This is a genomic window from Agromyces molybdatiresistens (assembly GCF_052748445.2).
Genome location: NZ_CM188258.1, coordinates 686486 through 712844, shown reverse-complemented (window position 1 = coordinate 712844; position 26359 = coordinate 686486). Strand labels below are relative to the sequence as shown.

Annotated in this window: 1 protein-coding gene; it reads right to left on the bottom strand. The window is 71.9% G+C overall.

Annotation, left to right across the window (positions count from 1 at the left end; translation table 11 throughout):
• Positions 1 to 57: 57 nt before the first annotated feature.
• Positions 58 to 26202: a hypothetical protein gene (locus ACULK2_RS03170; protein ID WP_445969019.1), complete on the bottom strand. Its 26145-nt coding sequence runs from the start codon at positions 26200 to 26202 to the stop codon at positions 58 to 60.
• Positions 26203 to 26359 lie beyond the last annotated feature (157 nt).

Here is a 26359-nt window from a genome sequence, read left to right as displayed (position 1 = left end):
ACGCTAGTCCGCGGGTCGCGCGGCGACCACCCCGCAGGCGCCTCCTCGCGAGCCGCGTCAGCGTCGACGCATGGGCCTGCCGGCACCGCCGACCGCGGCGACGGGGGCACTCGCATCGACATCGCCCACGGTGGCCCCGGTCTCGGCGGGCGCGGGTACGGGGTCCGCCGCGGGAGAGGACCCGGGATCGGCCGCGGGCGAGGGCGCGGCATCCGCTCCGGTCGATGACGTGTCCGGAGTCTCGACCGTGGCGTCGGTCGACGACGTGGTCGCGAGCGACTCATCGCCGATCGGGGCGGCGAGCGTCGTCACGAGACTGCCGGTCCTCGGCTGGTCGAGGTCGGAACCGAGGTTGTTGTAGCCGTCGAGCTCGGCGGCCAGCGCACCGATCCGGTCGGCGTCGCCGCTCGCGAGCGCGGCGTTCACCAGGGCGATCACCTCGGCGGTGGTGTAGGGGTAGGCGACATCCGGGTGCGCCGCGTTGAGCAGCGCTGCGACGGCCGCCCGCAGGAGCGCGGTGACGCCGCCGCCGTTGCCGTCGAGGGCCTGCACCAGCGTCTGCGACCCGGCGTCGCCGGTCGCCTCCGAGAACACGCTGCCCACGGTCTGGAGGGGGTCGTAGACGAGCGAGCCGTCGGCGGTGCGCGGCCAGGCCGCCGCATCCCGGTTCGTGGCGTTCGACTTCCAGAACCCGGGGGTGTTGCCCTCGGCCGCGGCGGTGCCGCGGTACGCGGCCCGGTCGGTCGCGGTCACCGTCCCGCCGGTCTCGAGGTCGGTCCCGATCGCGATCGCGGTGTTCACGTACGCGATGGTTCCGGCGAGATGGAGCCGTACGCCGGCTGAGGTGAACAACCAGGTCTCGCCCGGGTCGAGCAACCCGTTCCCGTCGGCGTCTCCCGCCACGTACGTCGGCAGGAAGTCGTCGCCCGGCGTGCCCGGCGTGCCGTTGTCGTCGACGAGGGCGACGGCGAGCGCGACGTTGCCGGTGTTGGTCACGAGGTAGGTCCAGACGACGGCGGTGCCGGCGAGGAGTTGGCTGCCCGTGCCGTCCGCGTCCTCGATGGTCGTTGGCGCCCACGGGTCGACCGCGTTGATCGCCTTCTCGACGCGGATGCCGAGGACGGCGCCGAACACGTGCGCGGGATCGTCGTCCGCGAACTCGCGGCCGAAGCGGTCGGTGCCCGACACCGACGCGACGTTGCGCAGCGCACCTTCGACGGCGATGCTCTCGAAGGCGTAGCGCCACTCCTCGCCCGGGTCGAGGATGCCGTCGCCGTTCGCATCGCCGTCGAGGAGGGTGAGCACGACGTCGTCGTCGGTCGATGCCGTGCCGCGGTCGTCCACGAGCACGATGCCGCCGAGCGGCAGCGAGCCGTCGATGAGGCGCACGAGGAAGGTCCACTGGATCGTCGAGCCCGGGATCACCCGCACGGCCTCGGCGGCGGTGTCGGCATCCTTCCCGTTCGCGAGCTTGCGCACGACGATCCCGCCGGTCGGCACCACCACGCCGATGAGGTGGGCGTCATCGGTGTCGCTGCCGGTGATCTCCGTGCCGGGCACCGTGCCCACGACCGCCCCGACGTTCACGTACGGGCCTTCGGCCGCGATGCCGTTCGCCGTGAAGAGCCACACCTCGCCCGGGTCGAGCAGGCCGTCGCCATCGGTGTCTCCCGACACGTGCACCGGCGCGAAGTCGTCGGCCGGGTCGAGCGGCGTGCCGTGGTCGTCGGTCACGGTGACCGCGAGCGGCACGTTGCCGGTGGTGCGCACCTCGTAGGTCCAGGTCACCGTCGAACCCGCCGGCACCTCGACGCCCGGCGCGGACGCGGCATCCTGCCCGTTCACGTACTTCACGATCTCGGGGGTCACGACCGCGCCGAAGTGGAACGCCATGTCGGTCGAGGTGACGAGCTCGCCCCCGCCGCTGGACGCGCTCACCTCGGCGAGGTTGCCGAACAGCCCGACGCCGGCGAGGTGGCTCCGCACACCGGCCGACGTGAACAGCCACACCTCTTCAGGGTCGAGCAGTCCGTCGCCGTCGACGTCGCCCGACACGTACACGGGCGAGAAGTCGTCGGTCGGGTCGAGCGGGGTGCCGTTGTCGTCCGTGACGGCCACCTGGTGCAGCTCGATCTCGGTGAGGTTGGTGACGAGGTAGGTCCACACGACCGGCGTCCCCGGGGCCAGCAGCTTGGCCTCCGCGGCGGTGTCGGCGTCGTCGGCGGCCGTCGGCGAGAGGGCGGATGCCGCATTCACGGCCTTCTCGATGCGGATGCCGAGCACGGCGCCGTAGACGTGGGCAGGGTCGTCGTCGGTGACCACGCGGCCGAGGGCATCGGTGCCGGAGACCCGGGCGACGTTGCGCAGCGCGCCGGCAGCGGCGATCGTCGTGAAGCCGTACCGCCACTCCTCGCCCGGGTCGAGGATGCCGTCGCCGTTCGCGTCGCCGTCGATGAGCGTGAGCACGACGTCGTCGTCGGTCGACACGGTGCCGCGGTCGTCGACCAGGACGATGCCGCCGAGCGGGAGGGACCCGTCGATGAGACGCACGAGGAACGTCCACTGGATCGTCGAGCCCGGGACGACGAGCACGGCGGTCGCGGCGGTGTCGGCATCCCGGCCGTTCGCGAGCTTGCGCACGGTGATCCCGCTCGGTGGCCCGACGATGCCCGTGTGATGCGCGTCGTCGGTGTCGCGGCCGGTGATGCCGGTACCGGGAACCGTGCCCTCGACCGCCGCCACGTTCACGTAGGGGCCCTCGGTCGCGATGCCGCTCGCGGTGAACAGCCAGACCTCACCGGGGTCGAGCAGCCCGTCGCCGTCGACGTCGCCCGACACGTAGACCGGCGCGAAGTCGTCCGACGCGTCGAGCGAAGTCCCGTGGTCGTCGGCCACCGTCACGGCGAGCGCGATGTTGCCGGTGTTGCGCACCACGTAGGTCCAGGTGACGGTCGCGCCCACCGGCACCTCGACGCCCGGCGCGGCCGGGGCGTCCTCGCCCTCGACGTACTTCACGATCTCGGGACGGGCGACCGCGCCGAAGTGGAACGCCAGGTCGAACGCGGTGACCGCGTCGCCGCCGGGGTTGAGCGCCGTCACGTCCGTGCGGTTCCCGAACAGTCCCTCGCCGGCGAGGAACGTCAGGACGCCGGCCGACGTGTACAGCCACACCTCGTCCGGGTCGAGGATGCCGTCGCCGTTCGTGTCTCCCGACACGTACGCGGGCGCGAAGTCGTCGGTGGGGTCGAGCGGCGTGCCGTTGTCGTCGGTGACCGCGACCTGGTGCAGCGCGAACTGCGTGAGGTTCGTGACGAGGTAGGTCCACACCACGGGCGTGCCGGGCACGAGCGGCTTCGCCTGCGCGGCGGTGTCGGCGTCGTCGGCGTTCGTGGGCGAGAGCGCGGATGCCGCGTTGACCGCCTTCTCGATGCGGATCACTCCGACCGTCACGCCGATGTAGTGCGCGACATCCGTCGCCGTCAGCTGCTCGCCGCCGGCCGTGCCGGACGTCGTCGCGACGTTCAGGTACGGGCCCACGACCGCGGTGCGGATGGCGCGGAAGAGCCACACCTCGCCGACGTCGAGGATGCCGTCGCCGTTCAGGTCGCCCGAGAGGTACACCGGTGCGAAGTCGTCGGACGGGTCGGTCGGGGTGCCGTTGTCGTCGACCAGCGCGACGCCGGCGACCGATCCGCCGAGCGACGAGACGAGGTAGGTGAAGGTCACCGGCGCTCCGGCCGTGACGGTCGGTCCGGGGCCGGTGTCGGCGTCCTCGGCGGCCGTCGGGTCCAGCGGGTCGGCCGCGTTCACGGCCTTCTCGACGAACAGCTCGACCACCTCGATGACCCGACCGGAGTAGACCGCGGGGTCGCTGTCGCGCACGGTCTTCCCGTCCTCGCCGAGGCCCTCCACGAGGACGAGGTTGACGTACCGGCCGGCGATCGCCACGCCCTCGGCGCGGTACCACCACTCCTCGCCCGGATCGACGAACCCGTCGCCGTCGAGGTCGCCGGAGACGTACGCGGGGGCGAAGTCGTCGGACGGGTCGGCCGGGCTGCCGGCGTCGTCCAGGATCCGGATGACGCGGACGGCGACGGTACCGGGGTTGGTCACCGCGTACGTCCACACCACCGTCGAACCGGGGTCGACGGTCGGGCCGGTCTCGTTCGCGTCCTCGCCGTCGACGTACTTGACCACGCGGATGGCCGCCTCGGAGGTGCACGGGCAGTGCAGGTTCGCGTCGCCGACGTCGTCGCGCGTGCCGGGGAGGTTGCCCGGCTGCGGGTCGCGCGGAGCGCCGCTCTGGTCCTGCCAGAGCTGTCCGTCGCTCGGCTCGACGAGGGCCTCCTCGTCGTACGGCTCGCCGGGGGGCACGCCCGGTCCCTCGTCGGATCCGCCCGCCTCGGAGAGGGCGCGGATGAAGTCGCGCGCGCCCGGGCTGAAGGTGCGGTTCACGGTCGGCGGGCCGAACGGGCTGAACGGGACGACGAAGGTGTTGAACTCGCCCAGCCAGTCGAACATGCGGTCCCGGGCCGTGTTGGCGATCAGGATGTCGCGGCCCGCGCCGCCGTAGCCGAAGTCGCCGTCGCGGAAGCGCGGATCGGCGTTCTCGGGGTCGGTGTTCGCCCCGCCTGCGGTCTCGAGGTTGTCGTCGAGCTGCAGCAGGTCGTCGCCGAAGCCGCCGAACAGCCAGTCGCAGTCGGTTCCGCCGACGAGCCAGTCGTGCCACAGGTCGCCGTAGATGCGGTCACGGCCGTCTCCGCTCTTGACCTTGACGCCGTCGACCTCGATCGGCAGGCCGGTCGCCTCGTCGAGCACGTACGCGTCGAAGTTCAGCAGGAACCCGGGGATCATCGACCACGGATCGTCGGCGTCGTAGTCGGCGAACTTCGTCGTCGCCGGGTCGTAGCGCAGCGGGTTCGTGTCGACCACGGGGAGCTCGGTCGCCAGGCGCGTGAGCGCGCCCGTCCGGAGGTCGCGGTTGTAGAACTCCCGCATCGCCTCGGCGCCGCTGATCGCGTCGCTGCCCTCACCGCCGTGGAGGAAGTCGTCGCCGAGGCCGCCGTAGATCACGTCGTGGTTGACGGGGCCGTCGATCCAGGTGGCGAGATCGGCGCGCTTCAGGAGTTCGCCGAGGATGTAGATCTCGGCGCCGGTGAAGGGCCCGGGCAGCGACACGAACTCGGCGAGGTCGGCCGCGTCGACGCCATGCAGCGGTTCGGTGAGGCCGTTGCGGCTCGTGCGCAGCTTGCCGTCGTCGCCGAGCACGCCGTCGACGCCCGTGCCGGCGTAGATGCGGTCGTTGCCCCAGCCGCCGTAGAGGTCGTCGTCCTGGCCCTCGCCGAAGAGCACGTCGTCGCCGAGCTGGCCGTGGATCGTGTCGTCACCGTCCTCGCCGTGGACGACGTCCGCCGCGCCGGTGCCGACGCCGGAGCCCTGGACGTAGTCGAGGAACGTGAAGGCGCGAGGCAGCAGCCGCACGCCGCCCGCGTATTCGTCGTAGGTGAAGGTGAGGAACGCCGTGTCGGGCGTCGACGTGTCCCCGTCGACCGCGACGACGCGCACGAGTCGGTGGATGTTGCCGTTGTCGCCGAGGATGACGTCGCTGTCCGCGGCGTGGCCGCCCTCCCCGAGGTCGCCGTGGGTGTTGCGGACGAGACGGATGCCGGCGCCGCCGAAGATCGTGTCCGCGCCATCCGGCCGCCGTTCGGGGGTCGTGAGGCTGAACAGCTCGGAGCTGCCGCCGATGAGGTCGTCGCGGCCGAGCCCGCCGAAGATCACGTCGTTGCCGCCGTTGCCCTCGATGTAGTCGTCGCCGTCGCGGCCGGGGCCGGCCCAGTCCTCGACGGACTGCCGCGTGGTGCGCGCGTCGATCGTGATCACGCCGTCGTCGTCGATCGCCGAACCGTCGCCCTGGATCCAGTCGTCGCCGAGTTGGCCGAAGATGAGGTCGTCCTCCGCCCCGCCCGCGATCACGTCGTCGCCGTAGCGCCCGGCCGGCGTCGAGGTGTCGTGGTCGAACAGCATGACGTCGCGCGCCGCGACGCCGCGCGGGTCGTCGTACGCGTTCGTCGGACCGGTGCCGCACGGTCCGCCGGCGATGTTCGCGCAGCCGGTGTTCAGCTGGTAGGTGGCCGTGGCGGTGAGCACCTGGAAGCGGCGGCTCGAGATGCCGCCGGTGCGGAGGAGGTTCGCGTTGTCCCCCGCGATCGCGTCATCGCCCGCGCCGCCGTCGATGAAGTCGCCCGTGTCGCTGCCGCCCGCGACGTTGTGGCCGCCGATCAGGTCGTCGTCGTCGTCGCCGCCGGTGATGCGGTCGGCGCCCTGGCCGCCGATGACGACGTCGTCGCCGGCGTCGCCGCGCAGCAGGTCACCCGCACCGCCGTCGGCGGCCTGCGTGTCGATCGAGGTCCACCGGAACGGATGGGCCGCAAGCGGCAGGTTCAGCGGCAGCAGTTCGAGGCGGATGCCGACGAGCCCGTCGTATGCGACGGTCGACTCGATCCGGCCGTGATCGCCGAAGACCAGGTCGTCACCGCCGTCGCCGGACACCGTGTCGGCCCCGGTGCCGCCGAAGATCGCGTCGTTGTCGCCGCCCCCGAGGATGGTGTCGCCCGCGCCGTGCGTCGGATCGGTCGTCGTGATGAGCTGAGCGAGACCGCTGAGCGCCGACCACGTCACCCGTCCATGGTCGCCGAGGAGGGTGTCGTGGCCCGCGTCGCCCGAGATGCGGTCGCCGCCGTTGCCGCCGAAGACCACGTCGTCGCCCGTGCCGCCCGAGATCACGTCGGCGACGCCGTCGAGGGGCTCGACGGTCCGCGCGTCGACCCGGCGCAGCGTCGTCTCGATGCGCTGCGGCTTCTCCGTCGATCGGACGTAGCCGGCCGGGCCGACGATCGCCTCGATCGTGTCCTGAACGAGGGCGCCGTGGTCGCCGAAGATCAGGTCGTCGCCGTCGCCGCCCGTGATCGAGTCGCTTCCGGCGGTGAGCGGGTCGGCGGCGGGCTCCGTCCAGAGGCCGCGGGTCGGGATGTCGAGGGTCCGGGTGCGGACGTCCACGATGACGCCGGAGTCGCCCCAGACCAGGTCGTCGCCGCCGCCCGCGACGATGAGGTCGTCACCCGACCCTCCGGCCAGCACATCGCCCGAGGTCGAGCCGCGCAGGGTGTCGTCGCCGGCGCCGCCGTAGGCCACGACGCCGATCGACCATGCCGGGTCGCCGGTCGCGGAGGCGTCGATCGTGTCGTCTCCGGCGTTCGCGAAGCTCCGGGCGAGGCTCACGATGAACTGGGGTGCGTTGCCGATCTCGTTCGCGAACGGCTTCGAACCGATCGCCGTGAACGAGACGACGCCGGCGCGTCCGCCGTACCAGGCGCCCGTGGCATCCGTGTCGCCGGAGAGGACGAGCGGCGAGAGCGGCCCGCCGCCGCCGGTCACCGTGAGGGTGTCGTCGCCGCCGCCGCCGTGGATGAGCGTGAGGCCGCCGTGCACGGCGGGGACTCCGGTCGAGGCATCCGCTCCCGGGATCAGCGTCGACGCCACCGTGAACCGATCGGCGCCCGTGCCCAAGAAGACGGAGACGACCTCGAGGGTGTCGCCGATCGTGATCCCGGCGCCGAACGAGGCGGGCTCGCCGTGGGCGGTCGGGATGCCGAAGGTCAGGGCGCCCGCGAGGCCCAGGCCCGTGAGCGAGGTCGAGGTCAGCACGCCGGCCTGACCGGTGGTCTCGCCGTCGTCGAAGACGAGCAGCAGGTCGACCTGCTCCGCCTCGCTCGGCAGCGGCGCGAGCGCGAAGAGCGGCTGGTTCGCCTCGCCGGGCAGCACGAACGCGACCCACAACGGTCGGGCGGGGCCGGCGCCGCCGATGACCGCCAGCGGTCCGTCGAGGCCGGTGAGCACGTGCGGGCCCTCGCCGAAGACGATCAGCGCGCCCGCGGCGTCACGGGCGACCACGCCGGGCTTCACGTCGCCCGCGACCTGGACCACGTCGCTGCCCAGCCCCGCGTAGACCCGGGTCGCGATGCCCGCGGCGGTCGAGAGCACGTCGACCGTGTCGTCGCCCTCCATCGCGTCGACCTCGAGCACCTCGATCGTCGTGTACGTCGCCGTGACGCCGGCGCCGTAGACGCCCGCAGCCGTAACGACGAGGTGGTCGGCGAACTCCGTCGCGACCATCACGGTCTTGTCGAACCCGGCACCGCCGTCGATCGCGACGGGGCGGTTCTCGTGGTAGACCACCTGCGTGCCGAGGAGCTTCGGCAGCGGCACGCCGGGGGCGTCGGTGCGGAACACGATCTGGCAGGTGGGGCTCACGGCGTCCGGGGCGCAGTCGCCCGTGGTCTCGGCGAGCGCGAACGCGCGAACCGTGAACAGGTCGTTGCCGGCGCCGCCGAGCAGCGTCAGCGGGGCTTCGTTGGCGTACACCGCGAAGACGTCGTCGCCCTCGCCGCCGATGGCGACCGTCGTGCGGCTCACGCCCGCGCTCAGCCAGCCGCGCGTCGTCGCGATCGTGCCGAAGATGTCGCCGCCTGCGAGGTCGCCGCCGACCGGAGCCGCCGCGGCGTTCCGCTGCGTTCCGTACAGCTGGCCGACCTGGAACGTGTCGTTCCCGGTGCCGCCGTCGAGCGTGGTGCGCGCGCTGTTGTCGTCGGAGGCGAACGTGTCGTCGCCGCCGAGGCCCTGCACGGTGAGTCCGCCGGCCGCGTCGTCCAGGCCGAGGTCGTAGTTGATCCGCTGCACCGACTGCGGGCGGATGGCGCTGCTGCCCGTCGGGTCGGAGGCGCGGGCGTCGTCCGCGTCGACGTGGAGCAGGGCGACGAAGGCCGGGCGATCGGGAGTCCAGCCCGCCTCGACGAGGGTGGCGAAGCGGCGGAGGAGGAAGACGTCGTCGCTGGCGTCGGTGCCGCGGACCGTGAGGGTGTCGGTGCCCGAGCCGCCCGTGTCGAGCACGTTGATGACGTAGTGGCGCTCGTCGCCCTGGCTGCCCGTCGTCCGGACGAGGTACGTGTCGCCCTCGTCCTGGCCGTCGAGGGTCAGGGTGTGGCCGAGGTCGACGAGCATGGTCTGCAGTTCGGTGACGGTGAAGGCGTCGGCGCCGTCATCCGCGGTGCCGCCGTTCGCCGAGGTCGAGCTTCCGAAGACGTGGGTCTTCGCACCGAGGAACGTGCCCGTGAAGAGGAACGTATCGGGGTCGGCGTTGCCGAAGATCCGCGTGAGGTCGGTGCGGTCGGCGCATCCGGGCCCGCAGAGGTCGAACACGCCGCCGACGACGCCGGCGAAGGTCATGGTCGTGCCGACCGGATCGGGGTTCGCGCCCGCGGGGGCCTCGTCGCCGTGGATGGCGATGAACCGGCCCGCGACGATCCAGGTGTCGACGGGGGCGGAGACGTCGTCGCCGACCCGCACGGTGATGTCGGTCGCGGCCCAGATGCCGCTGCGGTACGCGGCCGTCTCGCCCTTGGGGCGGGCTTCGGTCGTGAGGTCCTGCGTCAGCAGCACCTCACCGCGCGCGACCAGGACGAGGTCGTCGGGTTGGCTCGCGTCGGAGAACTGCGGGTCGGACGCGAGCGGCGGAAGGCCGGTGGTGCCGCCGAGCACCGGGGGCCCGCGCGGCGCCGCGCTGTCCGGCACCGTGAGCACGACTGAGCCGTTCGTCGAGATGACCCCGAGCAGCACGAGCTCGTCGTCGGCCTCGGTGATGATCACGTCGCCGTACGCGGAGGCGAACAGGTGGCCGGAGCCGGCACCGGCGATCGACGTGTCGATCACGAGCGGCGAGCCGGTGACTGGGCCGCCGATGCCGCCGAACCCGCCGGCGAGCAGGTTCACGCGCACGGCCGAGATGATCGTGGCCGCGGTCGTGGTGCCGCGGATCGAACCCGAACGCGTGGTGAGCACGACGTCGGATGCCACGGTGCGATCGATGGAGTGCGACGTGACGCCGGCGACCCGCAGGTCTCCCCCCACCTCGGTGATCATGACGACGGATGCCGCACGCGCGATGAGCGCGCCCGCGACGACCTCGCACAGCGAGCCGCAGGTCACGGGGTTCGCGATGCCCTCGAGCAGGTCGATCTCGAGGAAGTCGGCCGGCGTGCCGACGCTGCCGTTCGGGGCGAGGAGGGTGATGCTGCGGCCCACGACGTCGGCCGGGTCGGTCGCGTCGCCCGCGTCGTCCGGGTCGCCGTCGAGGATCGAGCCCTGCCGCGCGAGCAGCTGCACGTCGCCGCTGCGCGAGCGGACCAGTCCGACCCGGAGGTCGCCCTCGTTCTCGGTGGCGACGACGAAGCCCGCCACGTCGACGTCGAGCACGGCCCTCGTCGCCGGTGGCACGGAGTCGGCGAGCGCGGTGAAGGCGACGACCGAGATGCGGGATGCCGCGACTCCGGCGCCGAGGTCGGCCACGACGATGTCCAGTGCGGCGGTGAGGCCGGGCTCGCCGAGGCCGACCGCGGAGGGGCCGGTCGCCGTGAGCACGACGGCGTCGTACGGCGAGGTCTGGCGGTCGTACGTCAGTGCGGTGCCCGGGTAGTCCGCCGGGGTGAAGGCGGGCGCGTCGGTTCGGCGCTCGAAGCGGTAGGTGCTGTCGATGACGGTGCCGATGCCGTTCGGGTACGCGGCGGGGTCCCGTGCGAGGGTCGCGCCGGCCGGCGAGTCGGGGCGGAAGTGGTTGGCGTGATGGTCGTCCCAGGTGTTCTCCGCGTCCGTCAGGGACGGCGCGTTCGGCACCGGCCGGTACTCGAGGACATGCACCGTGACGGCCCCGCCGACGCCGGACTGCCGGCGGCTGTCGTCGAGGGTGAGCCGCACGTCGCCCTGCGCAGACCGCACCTCGTCGACGTGGACGACGAAGACCGCGGGTCGCAGCGCGTTCGTCACGGGCACGCGGTCCACGGCGAGGAGGAGGAGGTGGATGTCGTCCCGTGCGGTCGCCCACATCCGGGTCAGGCGCACGCGGTCGTCGCCGGTGCCGGGCCCGCCGCGGTCCAGGCTCTGCACCAGGGTGACGCGGAGGGGGGCCGTGGCCGTGCCGATGGCTCCGGACGGAGCCTCGAGGTGCAGCACATTGGTGGTGATGCCCTCGCCTCCGACCGCGAACTCGATGTCGCCGCTCGTGTGCAGGATGTGCGTCCAACCGGTCGGGTTGTTGACCGGCCCCGAGACGATCAGGCGGCCCGTCGCACGCTTCTGGATGTCGATCGTGGTGCCGACGGCGTTGCGCGTGAGATCGAACTCCAGCGGCACCTGCACGCCGAACGTCCTCGTACGGACGAGCAGCCAGACGGTGGGCTCGGTCGTCACGTCCGCCGAAGCCACGACGTCGATCGAGCCGATCGTGATGGCGGCGTTCGAGTGGTCGATGATCACGACGCTCGACAACGTGTCGCTGAAGGTGAAGAGCGGCCAGCCCGTCGTCGCAGTGGCGGCGTCGTTCGCGATGGCGGGATGCTGGACGGCCTCGCCGGCGCGGTTGACGCGCCCGTCGGCGATCATGAGGATGTTGCCGGGACCGTCGTTCTCGACGCTGACGGTGAAGGCGCTGCCGACCTGCTGGCCGACGACCGCGTCGACGCCGTCGATCTTGACGCCGTTCGCCACGACGACGACGCCGTTCTCGTCGACGACGAGACGCGGGGCTCCCTTGCTGCCGCCGAAGATGGTGACGTCGGCGTCCCAGCGGATGAGGCCGTCGCGGTTGGTGGCCGACCGGTCGCCGTCGTAGTAGCCCGCCTGCGTCGTGATGCGCCACTTGCCGGCCGTGATCGAGAGCGGCGAGGTCTTCGCATCGACGAAGAGTGCGAGGCGGGGGTACAGCCCGGTGCTGCCGTCGTCGGAGGGCCGCTCGAGCAGCGTCGACGGCGAGCGAACGCCGGCTCGGACGTGGGCGTCGGCCTTCGTGACCACCGACGACGTGATCGAGAGCGTCCCGTACGCGTACGCCTCGTTGATGGGCACGGGGAACGCGACGGCCAGGCGGCTCGCCAGGCGCTTCACGGTGATGTCCGACGTCCGCGCGATCAGGTCGACGCCGGCCCATCCGGTCACCAGGGCCTTGGCGGCGATGGTGACCGTCGTCGTGATCGTGCCCTGGAGGAGGGCTGCCGCCCGCGCTTGCGCGCCGCCGAGCAGCAGGACCAGGAAGGCCTCCGCACCCGCCTTGGCCTGCACGTCGACGTACGACGTGAGTGCCCGCAGTCGTACCTGGTCCGCCTCGAGGCGTGCGGACTCCCCGATCGTCACCGTCGACGATGCCGCCACGACGAGACCCTCGGGCACGTAATCGGGGGCGAGGTTCACCCAGTTCGAGTCGGCGCCCGCGAAGCCGACCGTGCCGACGCCGAGGGTCTCGGCCTCGGTGAGCCCGTAGACGCGCAGGTCGGTCTCGGCCGCGATCAGGCGTCCGGCGGTCAGGACGGCCCCGGCGCCGACGGTGATCTCGGCCTTCGGGCCGATGGTCGCCTTGGCATCCGTATCGGTCACGGCGATGATGCCGCCGCCCTTCGCGATGGCGCGCACCTCGACATGGCCGTCGGCCTCCGCGGTCATCATGAGGTCACGGCCGGACGACACCGTCGAGCCGGCGCCGATCGCGACCTTCGCCGCCGGGCTGACGTTGCCGAGCGCCCGCGCGACGCCCACCTTCACCGCCGCGCCGCCGCGGATGTCGGCGAACGCGGTGCCGTCGGCGGTGGCGTCGGCCTCGAGGGTGACATCCCCACGGGTGGTGACGGTCGCAGCGGCCGTGCACGTCTTCGTCGCGGCATCCCAGCCGATGCAGGTCTCGACGGCCGGCGTGACGGTGAGGTCGGCGCGCGGGAGGCCGACCGTCACGATGAGTGCGCCCGAGCCGCCCTGCGCCGAGGCCTTCGACCGGCCGTCGCCGCCCGCGCCGACGAGCGCGGCGAGGTCGACGCCGTCCGGCCCGGTCAGCTCTCCTGCGCCGGTGGGGCCGCCCCCGGTCAGGTCGAAGTGCAGCGCGAGGTCGCCCGTCGCGGCACCGAAGTCGACCCCCTCGACGCCGATGCGGTGCGTGACGCTCGCCGACAGCCCCGTGGCGTCGAGCGGGATCGCGACGCCGCCGGGGGTCAGCGAGACCTTGAAGGTGTCGTCGCTCCGCTCCACGACGTAGTACGTGCGGCCGTCGACGAGCGGCGAGATCGCATCCTCGCCAGGGCGGGCCAGCGAGTACCGCCAGTCGTCCTCCGGCTCCGCGGGCCGGTTCACCGAGAACGCGACGACTCCGGTCGTGGCGGTCATCACGCAGCTGCCGCCGATGAGTCCCAGGTCGCTCGTCACGGTGAGGGTGTCGCCGGCGATCGACAGCACCGTGTACGTGCGCGCGAAGCATCCGGTCGCCGTGAAGGTGTCGCCCGGCGCGAAGCCGGCCTCGGCCCACGTGCCTCCGGTGAAGATGCGGAAGGTGTCGTTGTCGCCGTCGTTGCCGGGAACCACGAGTCCGGAGATCCACGCCTTGACGAGCTGGACGTGGTCGTCGTCGATGCGCTGCACCCGGTAGATGGCATCGTCGGCGAGTCCGGTGATCGGGTCCGACCCGGGGCCCGCATCGACGATGCGGAAGCGGACGGCCTCGCCTTGGATGAACCCGTGGTCGGGGATCACGATGCGGTTCGACGTCGGCGTGTCGGTCAGCGTGAAGCTCGTCACCTGACCCGTGATCGGGTCGACGGTCTCGGCGTAGACCATGTCGGCGGAGCCGCTCGTGAATCCCTTCGACAGGCCCGGGTCGCGGTAGGTGACGGCGTCCCCGTTCTCGAAGCCGTGGTCCGGAGCGTGGATGGCGCCGTCGATCACCTGGGCGCCCGTGATGTCGATCACGCCGTCCTCGGTGCCGTCCTGCAGCTTGATCGTCGTGTCGTCGAGCACGAGCACCCGGTAGACGACGGTCGACGACAGGCCACCGATCGCTCCGGCGCCGGAGAGGCGGACCCGGTCGCCCGTGCGGAGCAGGTGCGGCGTCGAGAACCGGATGACGTCGGTGACGGGGTCGACGGATGCCGCGTCGAATCGCACGCCGAGCCGGTAGACCCCGTCGTCCACGACGATGATCGCGAAGTCGCGGTCACCGGCGAGGGTGCCGCCCCCGGAGGTCACGGGTGCCGACCCGGCGACGTAGCGGACGATCTGCCCGTCGAGCAGTCTCAGGTCGAGCGAGATGGTGTCCTCGGTCGCGTCGACTGTGACGATGTCGGTCGAGGGCGCCTCGCCCTCCTCGATGAGTGCGGCGGACACCTCGGCGTCGCCGGCCGCCGTGAGCTCGGCGCCGGATCCGATCAGCGCCTGGACGCTCGGCGTGACACTCGTCGTCGCGGCCGCGGCGCCGCCGTCGCCGATGATGCTGCCGCCGTACGCCTGGGCGGTGGCGTCGCCTTCGGCCGAACCGGTCGCGGTGACCTGGATGTCGCCGTCGCTGAGGCCCGGGGTGTTGATGGAGCCGGCCAGGCGCACGGTGACCCCGGCCGACGCACCGATCCACGCCTTGGTCGCACCCGAGACGGTGCTGGTGGCGCTCGCGTCGCGACCGCTCGCGACTCCGCTCGCGACGACGATGAGCGTGGTGACCTCGGCCCGAAGGGAGGAGGTCGCGGTGACCGAGACGTGGCCGTCGGTGACGTCGACCGTCACGCCGTTCGCGAGGTAGGCGCTCGTCGCGGCGTCGACGGTGGCGGTGCCCTTGGCGTTGCCGCCCGCGGCGATGAGGGAGCCCGCGCCGACGGTGACCGAGACGGTGGCGGTCGCGCGGGTCGTGGTGGCGGTGACGATGAGGTCGCCGCCGGTGACGGTGGTGCTCGTGGCCAGGAACGCCTGCACCGCGAGGGAGTCGGTGGCGGTGGCCGAGTGGATGGGGACCGCGATGATCGCGGATCCGGAGCCGCCGCGGAACGTGGAGATCGCATCGCTGGCCGCGGTCGCCTCGATGCGCAGTCCGGAGGAGCCGATCGAGAGGATCATCGGTGCGGTCGGCGGTGGGCCGCGCGAGGGATCCGCGGCATCGACGAACGCGCTCACGGTGCCTTCGACGCTCGCCGTGACCGGGCTGACCGACCCGCCGCCCGCACCGACGAGTCCGACGGCGACCGCGAGCACCGTGGCCTCGGCCTGCGTCTGCACGGCGGAGGCGGTCACGGCGAGGCCGTTCGCGACGAACCGGCCCGCGTCGCCCGTCGGCCCCTCGAGCCGTCCGAGGTAGGCGCGGGTGCTGCCGGTCACCTTCGCCGTGGCGTCGATGATGCTCACGGAGATGAGGACCGAACCCGAACCGCCCTTGCTCGTCGCGGTCGCGTCGGCGTGCCGGTTGAGCGCCGAGATCTCCACGTCGCCGTCGACGTCGATGTCGGTGGCCTTCGCGACGCCGGTCGCCTCGGCGAGCTGCCCGATCCACGCTTCCACGTCGCCGCTGATCGTCGCGGTCGTCTTCTCGCTGATCCCGCCGCCGGCGAGGCCGACCGCTCCGAGCTCCGCCTCGACGTCGGCGACCATCCTCGTGGCCTCGGCCGCGACCCGCAGCGACCCGGCATCGACGGTGGTGCCGTCGTCGATGTGGGCGAGCGTGTCACGGCTGATCGTGCCGGTCGCCGAGAGCACCGTCGCGGCGATGAGACCTCCGGATCCGCCGAACGTGCGCACCGAGACATGCGAGTCGGTCGTCGCGAGCACCTGCAGCGGGCCGTCGACGTCGATGTCCGAGAGGCGCATCGGCGTCGTGCCCTCGGCTGCCGAGGCACCGATCCACGCTTCCGTCCGACCGCTGATCGTTCCGGTGCCGGACACCTCGCCACCGGCGCCGCCGATCGTGACCGCGATGCTGACGTTCCCGTTCTCGGTCCGGATGATCTCGGCCGTCGAGCTCGCCGAGACCGTGGCGCCTCCACCGGTCGAGGTGATCTCCGACCCCAGGATCCGGGCGAAGGTGTCGTTCTCGATCGTGTTGGTCAGCCGGGAGATCACGACGGAGGCGCCGATGAGCGAGACCTGCACGGCGACGCCGATGATGGACGCCTCGACGGTCGTGTCATCAGTCGAGGTCACCGAGACGAGCCCTGCAGCCGTCACCTTCGAACGCACGATCTCGGCGGTCGTGTGTCCCTCGACCGTGTTGACGCCGACGATCCCGACCCCGGCGCCCCCGACCGAGATGGGCGCCTCCGAGATCTGGATGGCGATCCCGACGGCCACCGATCCCGCCTCCGCCCAGAGCGTGCGGGTCGACTCGGCCTGGACCGTGACCGTGCCGGTGCTCGTGACGGACGAGTCTCGGATGGCGGCGTCGACGGAACCGTCGATGATGTTGTCGGCGAGCGCCACCGCGACCGAGGCGTTGAACGACGCACCGCCCTCGCTCAAGCCGATCGCGACCGACAGGGCGCCCGATCCCATGCGCGCCGTGATGTGCGCCGCATCGATCGCCGAGACGAGGAGCTCGCCCGAGCCGACCTGCACGGCGGCGAGGCGTCCCGGGAGCGTCGTGCGCGAGTCGGCGATCGTGGCCAGGACCGTGCTCGTGATCGTGTTGCCCGCCCAGGCGACCGCGACCGCTCCCGCGAAGCCGACGCCGCTCCCGACGGTCACCCGGGCCGCGCCGGCGCCGGCCATGGTGAGCGTCTCGACCGTCGCGGCCGAGTCGGCGACGATGCGGGCCGACACGGCGTCGACGAGGGATGCCGCGACCCGCGCGATGACCGTCGTGGTGATCCGCGACTCGCCGACCGAGATTCCGCCGCTCAGCGTCGCGCCGCTGCCGTCGCCGTTGGCGAAGCTGAGCGAGAGTGCGAACCCGCCCGCATCGACGTGGATCCTCGTGCGGTCGGTCGCCGTCACGGCGAGTTCGGCGGACCGGGCCACGGCGTGGGCGCCGTTCCGGAGTTCGGCGGTGATGACGCGCGTGATGTCGTTGATCGCGATGGACAGCCCGGCGGCGAGGTCGAGGCCGCTCGTCCCGCCGCTGCCGAGGCGGAACCCGGCCGCGATGCCGAGGGCGAGGACGTCGATCGTCGTGTCCGACGTCGTGCCGGCCCGGACGGCCACGGAATCTCCCTCGACCTTCGTGGCGTCGACGACCGCGAGCACCTCGCTGTCGATGGTGTTGAGGGCCACGGCGATGCCGAGCGCCAGGTTGAAGCCGCTGCCCTTGCCGAGCGCGAGCAGCACGCCGAGTGCGCCGGCGTCGGCGGTGATCTTCGACAGGTCGTACGCCGACACGGTCACCGGGCCCGCCGTGGCGGTGACGGCCTTGGTCGACGTGCCGCCCCGGATGAGCGCGCGCACGGCCGTGAAGATCTCGTTGCGCGCACCCGCGCCGCCGCCCGCCAGGTTGAAGCCGCCGGCCGAGCCGATCCGCCCGTCGACCGCGCCGCCGAGCACCAGTGCGTCGATCGTCTGAGCCGAGGCCGCCGACACCGTGACGCCCGTCTTCGCCGTGACGGATGACGCGTCGATGACCGCGGTGATGAGGTTGCGGTGGCGCGCCGCCGGGCTCGCGGGGTCGCGCGTGAAGATCTCGTTGATGGCCACCCCCACGCCGAGGCCGCCGCTGAATCCGGACTTGTCTCCCGAGCCGAACGCGAGGGCGATGCCGACCCCCGCACCATCGGAGTGGATCGTGGACGTGTCGGAGGCTCGGACCGTCACCGCACCGTCGGTGGAGGCGACGGTGCTGTTCACGATCGCCGCCCGCACCATCGGGACCGCAGCGCCCGCGACCCAGCGACCACCGATCCGGTTCCAGGCGCCTGCGCCGCCGCCCGCGATCTGGACGCTCGGGTTGCTCGTGGCGACGCCGACGGCGACGCCGAACGTGAGCGCGTCGATGGTCGCCGAGACCACGTCGGAGACGACGACGTCACCCCGTGCCGTCACGTTCGACCCGGAGATCAGTGCGACGGTCTCGCTGGTCACGTCGTTGATCGCGACGCCGATGCCGATCGCGAGTTGGACCGCGGGCGGGCTTCCGCCCGGCAGGTTGAGCACGAGGCTGATGCCCCCGCCGTCCGCGACGATGACGGCGGTGCTCGAGGCGTCGACGAGCACGCCGCTCCCCGTGGCTGTGACGATGCTGTTCACGATGGTCGCTCGGACCGTCTGGTCGACGGTGTTGCCGGAGCCCGCGCCATCCAGGCCGATCGGGTCGGTGGTGGCCGACCCGGCCAACGTGATCGCCAGGATGGTCGGCGACGACGTCGCCGCGACCACCACCCCATGCGGGCCGGTGGCCGCCCGGGGGTCATCGGCAAGGACTCCGGTGGCGACGACGGTCACGCCGGTGATGGTCGCCGTCACGTCGGAGGTGACCGTGTTGTCGGCGACCGACAGCGCCACGGTCCCGCTGATGCTTCCCGACTTCGAGGGCACGGTGCCCGAGAGTGCGAGCGCGCCGGCGCCGGCGGTGATCGCGGCGGTGTGCTCGGCGAGCACCAGGACCCCCCGCGCCGTGATGACCGAGGCGCCGATGGGCGAGTTCGCGACCCGGTCGACGATGGCCGCCTCGACGACGCCGCTGACGATGTTGACGAGCACGGAACCCGCGCCGGAGATGCGACTGCCCTGCCCGGCGAACGACCCGGTGGCCCCCACGGCGACGCCGAGGACGGCACCGGTCGAGCGGGCACGGACGGCGACGTCGCCGCCGGTGGTGATGTCGGTGTCGTCGATGATCGCCCGCGTCGTCGTGTCGACCTCGTTGTAGCCGAAGGCGGCGCCGATCGAGGTCCCCCCGCCGACCGTGAGCCCCGCGCCTCCGCCGATGGAGAGGATCCCGGTGGTGTCGGTCGCCGACACGGTCACGTTCCGCGGCCCGATGCCCAGGATCGTGCTGCTGGCGATGCGGGCCTCCGTGCGGGTCGTGACGATGTTGATGCCCATCACGAAACCGAGGCCGAGGTTCGTCTTGGGGCCGAGTGCGGCGGCGATGCCGGCGCCGACGGCGTAGATGCGCGGGGTGGTGCTCGGGTTCTCGTTCGTGGCGGTGACGGCGAGCGAGCCGCCGGTGATCGTGAGGTTCGAGCCGGCCAGCGTGGCACGCGTGATCGTCGGCCGGGCGTCCGAGCCGAGGAGGTTGAGGCCGACGCCGAGCCCGACCCCTGCCTTGCCGCCGAAGGCGATGCCGCCGCCGACGGCGATGATGCGGGAGCGGTCGAGCGCGCTGACGGTGACTCCGCCGCCGATCGTGCCGACCATGCCGCGGATCGTGGCCTCGGTCTCGTTGAAGACCACGTTGAACGAGAACGACCCGGCGACGCTGATGCTGTCGTTGCCGGCCGCCCCGGCGAGCCCCGCGGAGACCGACAGCAGGTCTCCGCCGCGGACGGCGACGACGGCGACGCGGCCCGGCGTCGTGACATCCGTGGCCACGACGAAGGCGCGGGTGGTGACGTCCAGGTAGTTGACGCTGAACGCCCCGGCGATCGACTTCGCGTCACCTCCGGTGCTGCGAACGATGGCCGCGCCGCCGGTCACCGAGAGCTGGAAGAACTCGTCGGCCGCGGTCACGGTCACGCTGCCCGCGTGGAGGTGCCCGGCATCCGCGATCGACGCCTGGACCCGGTCGGTCACGAGGTTGATCGACACGGCGCCGGCCACGCCCACGCCCGTGGGCGGCGTCTGCACGCTTGTGCCGACCGCGGTGACCGCCTTCGACGGCGACGGCGCGCCGGCAGGTCCGGGAGGCGGCGCCTGCCCGGGGGCGCCCGGCGCCGAGACGGCGCCGGCGATCGAGAACGCCCACAGGTCGCCGTCGAGCCGCGCGAGCACGTCGACCGCACCGGTCACGTCGATGTAGGTGCCGCCGACGGCCGAGGCGGGGTCCCCGGCCGTGGCATCCGGATCGCCGATGACCGCCTTGGTCGTGCGGTCGAGGTCGTTGATCGCGACCGAGATCCCCACGCCGACCCCGGTGCCGACCGAGATGCCGCCGACCCAGGTGGCCTGCGTCATCAGGTCGCCGGCGTAGATGCGCACGTCGCGACCGGTCACCGTGGCCCTCGCACCGAGCTGCGCGAGCGTGTCGCTGGTCTGGCCGATGTAGGCGACGCTGCCGGCGATCGCGAAGGTCCGCCCGCCGGCGCCCGACTGCACGAGGTCGACGTGGAAGATCGCCTCCTCGGCCTTCATGTTGAAGCCGCCGTCTGCTCCGCTGAAGACCTTCGCGCCATCGGCGACGATCGCGTGCGTCGTGTTGTCCTGCACGAACACGTAGAACGAGCCGCCGACGCCGCCCTTGCCGGCCGACGTGCCGAGCGGGTTCAACGAGATGCGGTCGGCGAAGCTCACGCCCTTCTTGTCGAGGTCGATGTCGGGCAGCTTGAACACGCCGACCATGTTGATGAACTGCTGGTAGTTCGTGGCCTCGACCGAGACGACCTGCTCGTTCTCCTTGCCGTCGGAGTCGGGTGCGGTGCCAGGAGCGTCGTTGCGGTTGTTGGGGTGGTCGTTCGCCTTCCAGACCTGGTCCTCGTTGATCCACACGCCGGTCTCGACGGTCGCCTTCGAGACGTTGGTGAGCACGAGCACCGTGACCGATCCGGCGATGCCGATCTCACCGGCCGTCGCGCTCGAGGTCGTCCAGGTGGTGAACAGCGCATCCTTCAGCCCGAGATTGGTGTTCACGTACTTGAGGACCGAGTCGTACCCCTCGTTGCGCATGCTGTCGACCAGCTCGCCCACCGACAGGGGAAGGTAGGTGTCGAAGCGTTGACCGAACGGGTACGAGACGTCGGAGATGACGCGGGTGGCGCGAAGCGCGTCGAGTCGAGCGCCCTGCCGGACCGTCGCCGTCGCGGTGTTGCCGACGATGCCGACGGCGATGGCGGCGGCGATCATGGTGTCCGCGCTCGACCCGCTGCTGTTGCCGTCGGACTGCGGCTCGACGTTCGCCTCGGCGTTGAGCGACAGCGCTTCGGTGATCGTCGCCTTGACTTCGAGGTCCTCGTTCGACCGCAGGTGTGCGGCACTGCCGATGATCGTCTGGACGTGGTGCTGCGCCAGGACGAACGCGACCGCTGCGGCGACGGCGATGGAGCTCGAGCCGGCGCCGGCCTTCGTGTGGTTCGCGGCGTACGAGGCCGTGAGCTTCGTGAAGAGCAGGTCGGGCAGGTTGAAGCCGTACTTCTCCTTGACGTCGGCCCACCACGTCTGGCTGCTGTTCTCCGACGCCAGGCCGGCGGATGCCGACGCGCCGTTCGAGGCGTCGAGTTCGGCGAAGACGCCGATCCCGGTGGCGAAGCCCGAGTCGAGCACGTGCGTCGCGGAGAGCGAGAACCCTGCCCCGGCAGGTGCGGTGCCGAGATCGATGCGGATGCCGGCGCGAGCCTCGTTCTCGGTCTCGGCGAGGCCGATCACCTGATCCTCGGTGAATCGGGTGTCGCCCTGGAGGTTCGTCTGGTTGGTGCTCGCCACGACGTAGTACGTCGTCCCGTGCGTCAGCCCGGGGATGCCGATCGTGAGATCGTCCTGCAGGAACACGACGGCCTGGCCGAGCTCGAACGTGTTGTTGACCGCGCCGTTCCGCGGCACGGCGATCGAGTCGGCGACGGCGTCGATGTCCCCGCCGGTGAAGTCGCGTTCGTTGACCGCGGCCTTGAGATCCGGGTCGTTCTCGTACTCCAGGAGGTCGATGACGTTCCCATCCTCGAACTGCTCGCCCATGCCCGCGAGGATCGCCTGCCGCTCGGTTCCGGCGAGCTTGATCCATCCGCCGTCGTCGGCCTCCTGCCAGATGACGTAGTACTCGCGCCCGTCGACCAGCCCGCCGATGCTCGTCCCGCGCCGGTTCGTGTAGACGATGGTGTCCTCGGTCACGAGGGCGTGCGGCCCGACGTAGATGCGGTCGTTCTCGTAGTCGACGTACCCGATGTTCCGCTTTCCGGTGGCGTCGAACTGTTCGACCTTCGGGTTGATCTCGATCTTCACGACCGAGACGTCGGGCGCCATCCGGGCCCAGACGTCGCCGAGCACGGTGGTCGTGATGTCGGCGTCCGACACCTCGACCGCGAAGGCGAGACCAGCCCTGCCGTCGGCGTAGATGCCGGCGGCGGCGGATGCCTTCGACTCGACGCCGCCGCTGGCCTTGATGTTGGCCGTCTTGCCCGCATCGATCCTGGTGCGGAGCCCGACGCTGATCGTCGACTCGACGATCGCGTTCGACACCGCGAGCGAGATCGCGACCTGGGCGCTGCCGGGGTTCGGCGTGCTCTTGAGCTGGCGCTCCGTGGCGGTCTCGATCTCGGCGACCGCCGTGGCGGAACTCGTGATGACGATCGCGGCCCCGGTGCTCGTGATGACCACGTCCTCGCCGATGGTCACCCCGGCCTTCGCGACGGCCTGCGAGTATCCGATGCTGACCATGCTGCCCCGCGCACGGCCGCTGGCGTCGGCCGTGGCGGTCGCGTACAGCCCGATCGTCTCGTCGCTCAGGATCTGCACGCGATCTCCGACCGTGATGGTCGCGGTCGACTGCTTCACGAGCACCTTCACCGGAAGGGCGAACACGCTGCCGAGCCGGTCGGTGAGCGGGCCGATGACGAAGTTCTCGATCTCCTGCACGGCGCCGAGGATCTCGGCGAGGCTGCGGTCCTCGGCCTGTGCGATGAGGAAGACGCCCTCGGTCGCCTCGACGACGGCATCGGCCTCGATCGTGATCGAGACGTTCCGGTCGGTGCCGAAGGCGGGCAGCAGGTTCTCCCACAGGACGCCGCCGATCTGGCGGACGCGGAAGCTGATGTACCCGTCGCCGCCGGTCGTGGTGACGGTGACCCCGGACTTCACCGTGATGTGCGCGCCGTACACCTCGATGGTTCCGCCCTTGGCGTCGACGTCGCCCGTGAACTCGATGGTGTCGGGGCTGACGTCGTCGAGCGAGATGGGCAGCTCTTCGCTGAACCGCTGGAACCCGTAGATGTAGAGGCCGGCGCCGGCGTGCCAACCGCTCGGCAGCCCCTGGACCTCGATGCGGTCGGCCCCGAGTCCCGCCTCGACGATGAGGCGGACGAGCGGGTTCGCGATGACGAGTTCGTCGAGGTACTCGCCGGTCTCGGCGTTGTACCAACGGGTCCGCTCGAAGCGGATGGACACGTGGTTCGCGTCGGCGGCCGAGATGATGATCGTGTCGGCGAGGACGCCGCCGCGGACGACCGGCTCGGTGGCGCTGCCGCCGATCGGCTCCCGGCGGTCGATGCCGGAGAAGACGACGGGCTTGATGGTGGCGGTGCCCGAGGCATCCGCTCCGGCCGGGTTGTGGATCGTGACCTCGTCGGCCGCGGTGTCGTAGAAGAGGAGGGCGTCCTGCCCGCCGGTGCCGCCGGCGACGGAGCCGCTGACCGAGCCGCTGGTCGTGACGATGAATGCGTCGCTGTTGTTCGAGGTGCCGACGAGCTGCTCGAAGGAGGAGAAGGCGATGTCGGCGACGGTGCCCGAGTCGGGTCCGTCGATGGTCCAGGTGACCGACGGCAGCGGTGGGCCGCGCATCATGTCCTGGCCGCTCGACCCCTCGAGGCGAGTGATGTTGACGAACGCCGCCACGCCGGTCGCGGTATGCAGGGCGGGCAGGTAGACCAGGGTCACGGCGTCGCCGAGCGCGAAGGGCGAGGCCCCGCTCGAGTCGATGATCGAGACCGTGATGGACCGGTAGCCGGGATCGAGCGCACCGAGCCCCACGACTTGGAAGAGCAGCCAGCGCGACGGATCGCCGGTGGCGAAGATCCGGATCTGCCCGTACACGCCCCACGATGCGCCGATGCTCTCGACGGCCTGCACCACCGACGCGTTGTTCGCGTCGACCGCATCGACGCGGATCACGGTCGCGGTGTTCTGCACCGCCTGGTCCAGGGCGAGCTTGCCCGTGCCCGGGTCTCCGGGAGTCGTCGCGTCGGAGAAGAGCGAGGCGATGGAGAAGGCCCCGCCGGTGAGCGTGACGGTGACCGGGCTGCCGGAGTTCAGGAAGACGATGGAGTCGATGGCGGGATCGTCGGCGTCGCGCGGTCCGCCGTCGATGCGCCCCGTCACCGTCCCGCCGGCCTCGATCCGGAAGGTGTCGGCCGCGACGCCGCCGATGAGGTTCTCGATGCGCGTGAACGACTGCGTGCTGCTCGTGACGACCTGGTTGCCGGAGTCGACGTTCTGCACCGTGCCGGTGTCGACCCCGGTGACGATCCAGAGGTTGGCGAGGTCGCCGGCGACGAGGGCGTCCTGCCCGTCGCCTCCGTCGAGCCGGCCCGACAGCGTGTACACGCGGGCCGGGCTCGCACCGACGACCTCGGTCGTCAGTGCGAACGTGTCGCGCGCCGTCCCGCCCGTGAGGTTCTCGATGCTCGAGAAGGTGCCGAAGGTCGCGACCCCGGCGTCGGTGCCGGTGATCGCCCAGTCGGTGTCGACGTCGGGTCCGATGAGGGTGTCCGAGCCCGATCCGCCCTCGACGATGAGGGTGATGAGTTGCGAGAGCACGCCGACCGAGATGCGGTCGTCGCCGATCCCGCCGCGCACGGTGAGCTTGACGGCCGCCGCCGCCGCGATCCGGTGCGTCTCCCCCGATCCGTCGGTGAACTCGACCCAGACCTCGGCGCCCTCCATGCGGATCCGGAGGTCATGGCCGCCGCTCCCCGCTTCGACCAGGCAATCGGTGCAGGTGCGCAGATCGACGGGCTCGAGGCCCTCGTACGTCGTCACCAGGCTGTCTCGCGTGATGACGCCGGACTGCGGACCCGTGACGACCGAGACGACCGACCCGGAGGCGCCCGAGGACACGGTGATGGTGTCGTACCCGGCCGACCCGCCGTCGACCGCTGAGATGTGGCCCGCCGCCTCGATCACGAACTCGTCGTCGGTGCCGGCGGCGCCCAGCAGTCGCTCGATGCCGAGGAACGAGACGGATGCCGCGCCGGCCAGCAGCACGCCGGAACCCGGACCGCCGACCACCCAGACCGCGGGGAGGGCGGGACCGTAGATCGTGTCGACGCCGCTCGCGCCGTCGACGGAGATCGGGGTCTCGGCGAGCGCGGAGAGCGCGTCCGCGTCGAGGACGATGGCGTCGTCGCCGTCGGAGCCGATGATCGAGAGCGTCGTGACGGACGCCAGCGGTCGGCGTTGATCGCCGACCACGAGTTCGTCACCCTCGATGCGCACCGTCACCGCACCCGTCACCACGACCGTCCAGGCACCGGGGTCGGCGGACGCGCCGAGGTCGACGACGGACGCCGTCGATGCCGTGGCATCCGTCGCGGTGGTCTCCGAGGTCGCGATCTCGGATGCCGCGGCCTCCGTTGCCTCGCCACCCGTGGCGTCGGTGGCCTCCGTGTCCTCGCCGGCCGTGGGTTCCGCCGACGCATCGGTCGGCGGCGGCTCCGCCGTGGCCGGGTCCGCGGTCGTCGTGCCGGACGTGTCCGGCGTGTCGGACTCCGGAACGGGTGCGGGCTCCGACGAGCTCTCGTCGACCACGACCGGTTCCGGGCTGGGCTCGGCGGGTGCCGGTTCGCTCGCGGGCTCCGTCGCGGGGGCGGGCTCCGTCGCGGGGTCCGGCTCCGGCGCGGGGTCCGGCTCCGGCGCGGGGTCGGTCGCCGCGGGGTCCTCCCCGACGGCGGTGCCGTCGGCGGCCTCGCTCGAGACTCGGAGGGGCAGCTCGACTCCGGCGTCCAAAGCGCGGAGCACCGCCGCCTGCGGACCGTCGTCGAACCCGACCGAGAGGTGGCGCTCGCCGGGTCGCAGCTCGCCGTGCATGAGCGAGTCCATGCGGCTGAGGTCGTCCCGCCCGAGCAGGTGGCCGATCTCGTGGGCGAGCACCGTTCGCAGGTCGAACCGGCCGGCGGCCGCGCTCTCCGCCGTGGCGCGCGCGACGTGCCCGAGGAGCTCCGTGAACTCCGAGGACTCCGACGGCGTCGCATCGACGAACCAGCCGTGGCCCGCGGCATCCGCGTCGACCGTGATGGTGGTGCCGGATGCCACGGCGAGCCGGTCGCCCACCGCATCCCCGATGCGGATCACCGCATCGCCGAGGTCGTCGACGTCCCACAGCGCGATCGCCGACGGCAGCACCGCGCGGAGGCCGGCCTCGGTGAGCGGGGCGTCGGCCGATGCGGCGACGACGGACGCGGCGGATCGCAGTGCGAACTCGGTCGCCTGCGGCGCAGGGATCACGAGCGGCACCATCGCCATGGCGAGCGACGTCACGACGGCCACACCCCGGGAGGCCGCGCGCTGCATGGCGGTGTCTCTCGGGCCCTCCGATGACGGGCCACGCGAAGATGTCACGCTGCCCTCCTCGGGCGTCGGCCCGAGGGCCGGCGAGCTCATTCCACGGGGTGCCCCAGCGGGGCTTGTCTCGGATACTCTTCCTACGTCGACCGCGTGTCAAGGAAAT

Excerpts from the sequence above, each read along its gene's own strand:
- ACULK2_RS03170 (WP_445969019.1), bottom strand. The coding sequence starts at position 26,202 with ATGCAGCGCGCGGCCTCCCGGGGTGTGGCCGTCGTGACGTCGCTCGCC.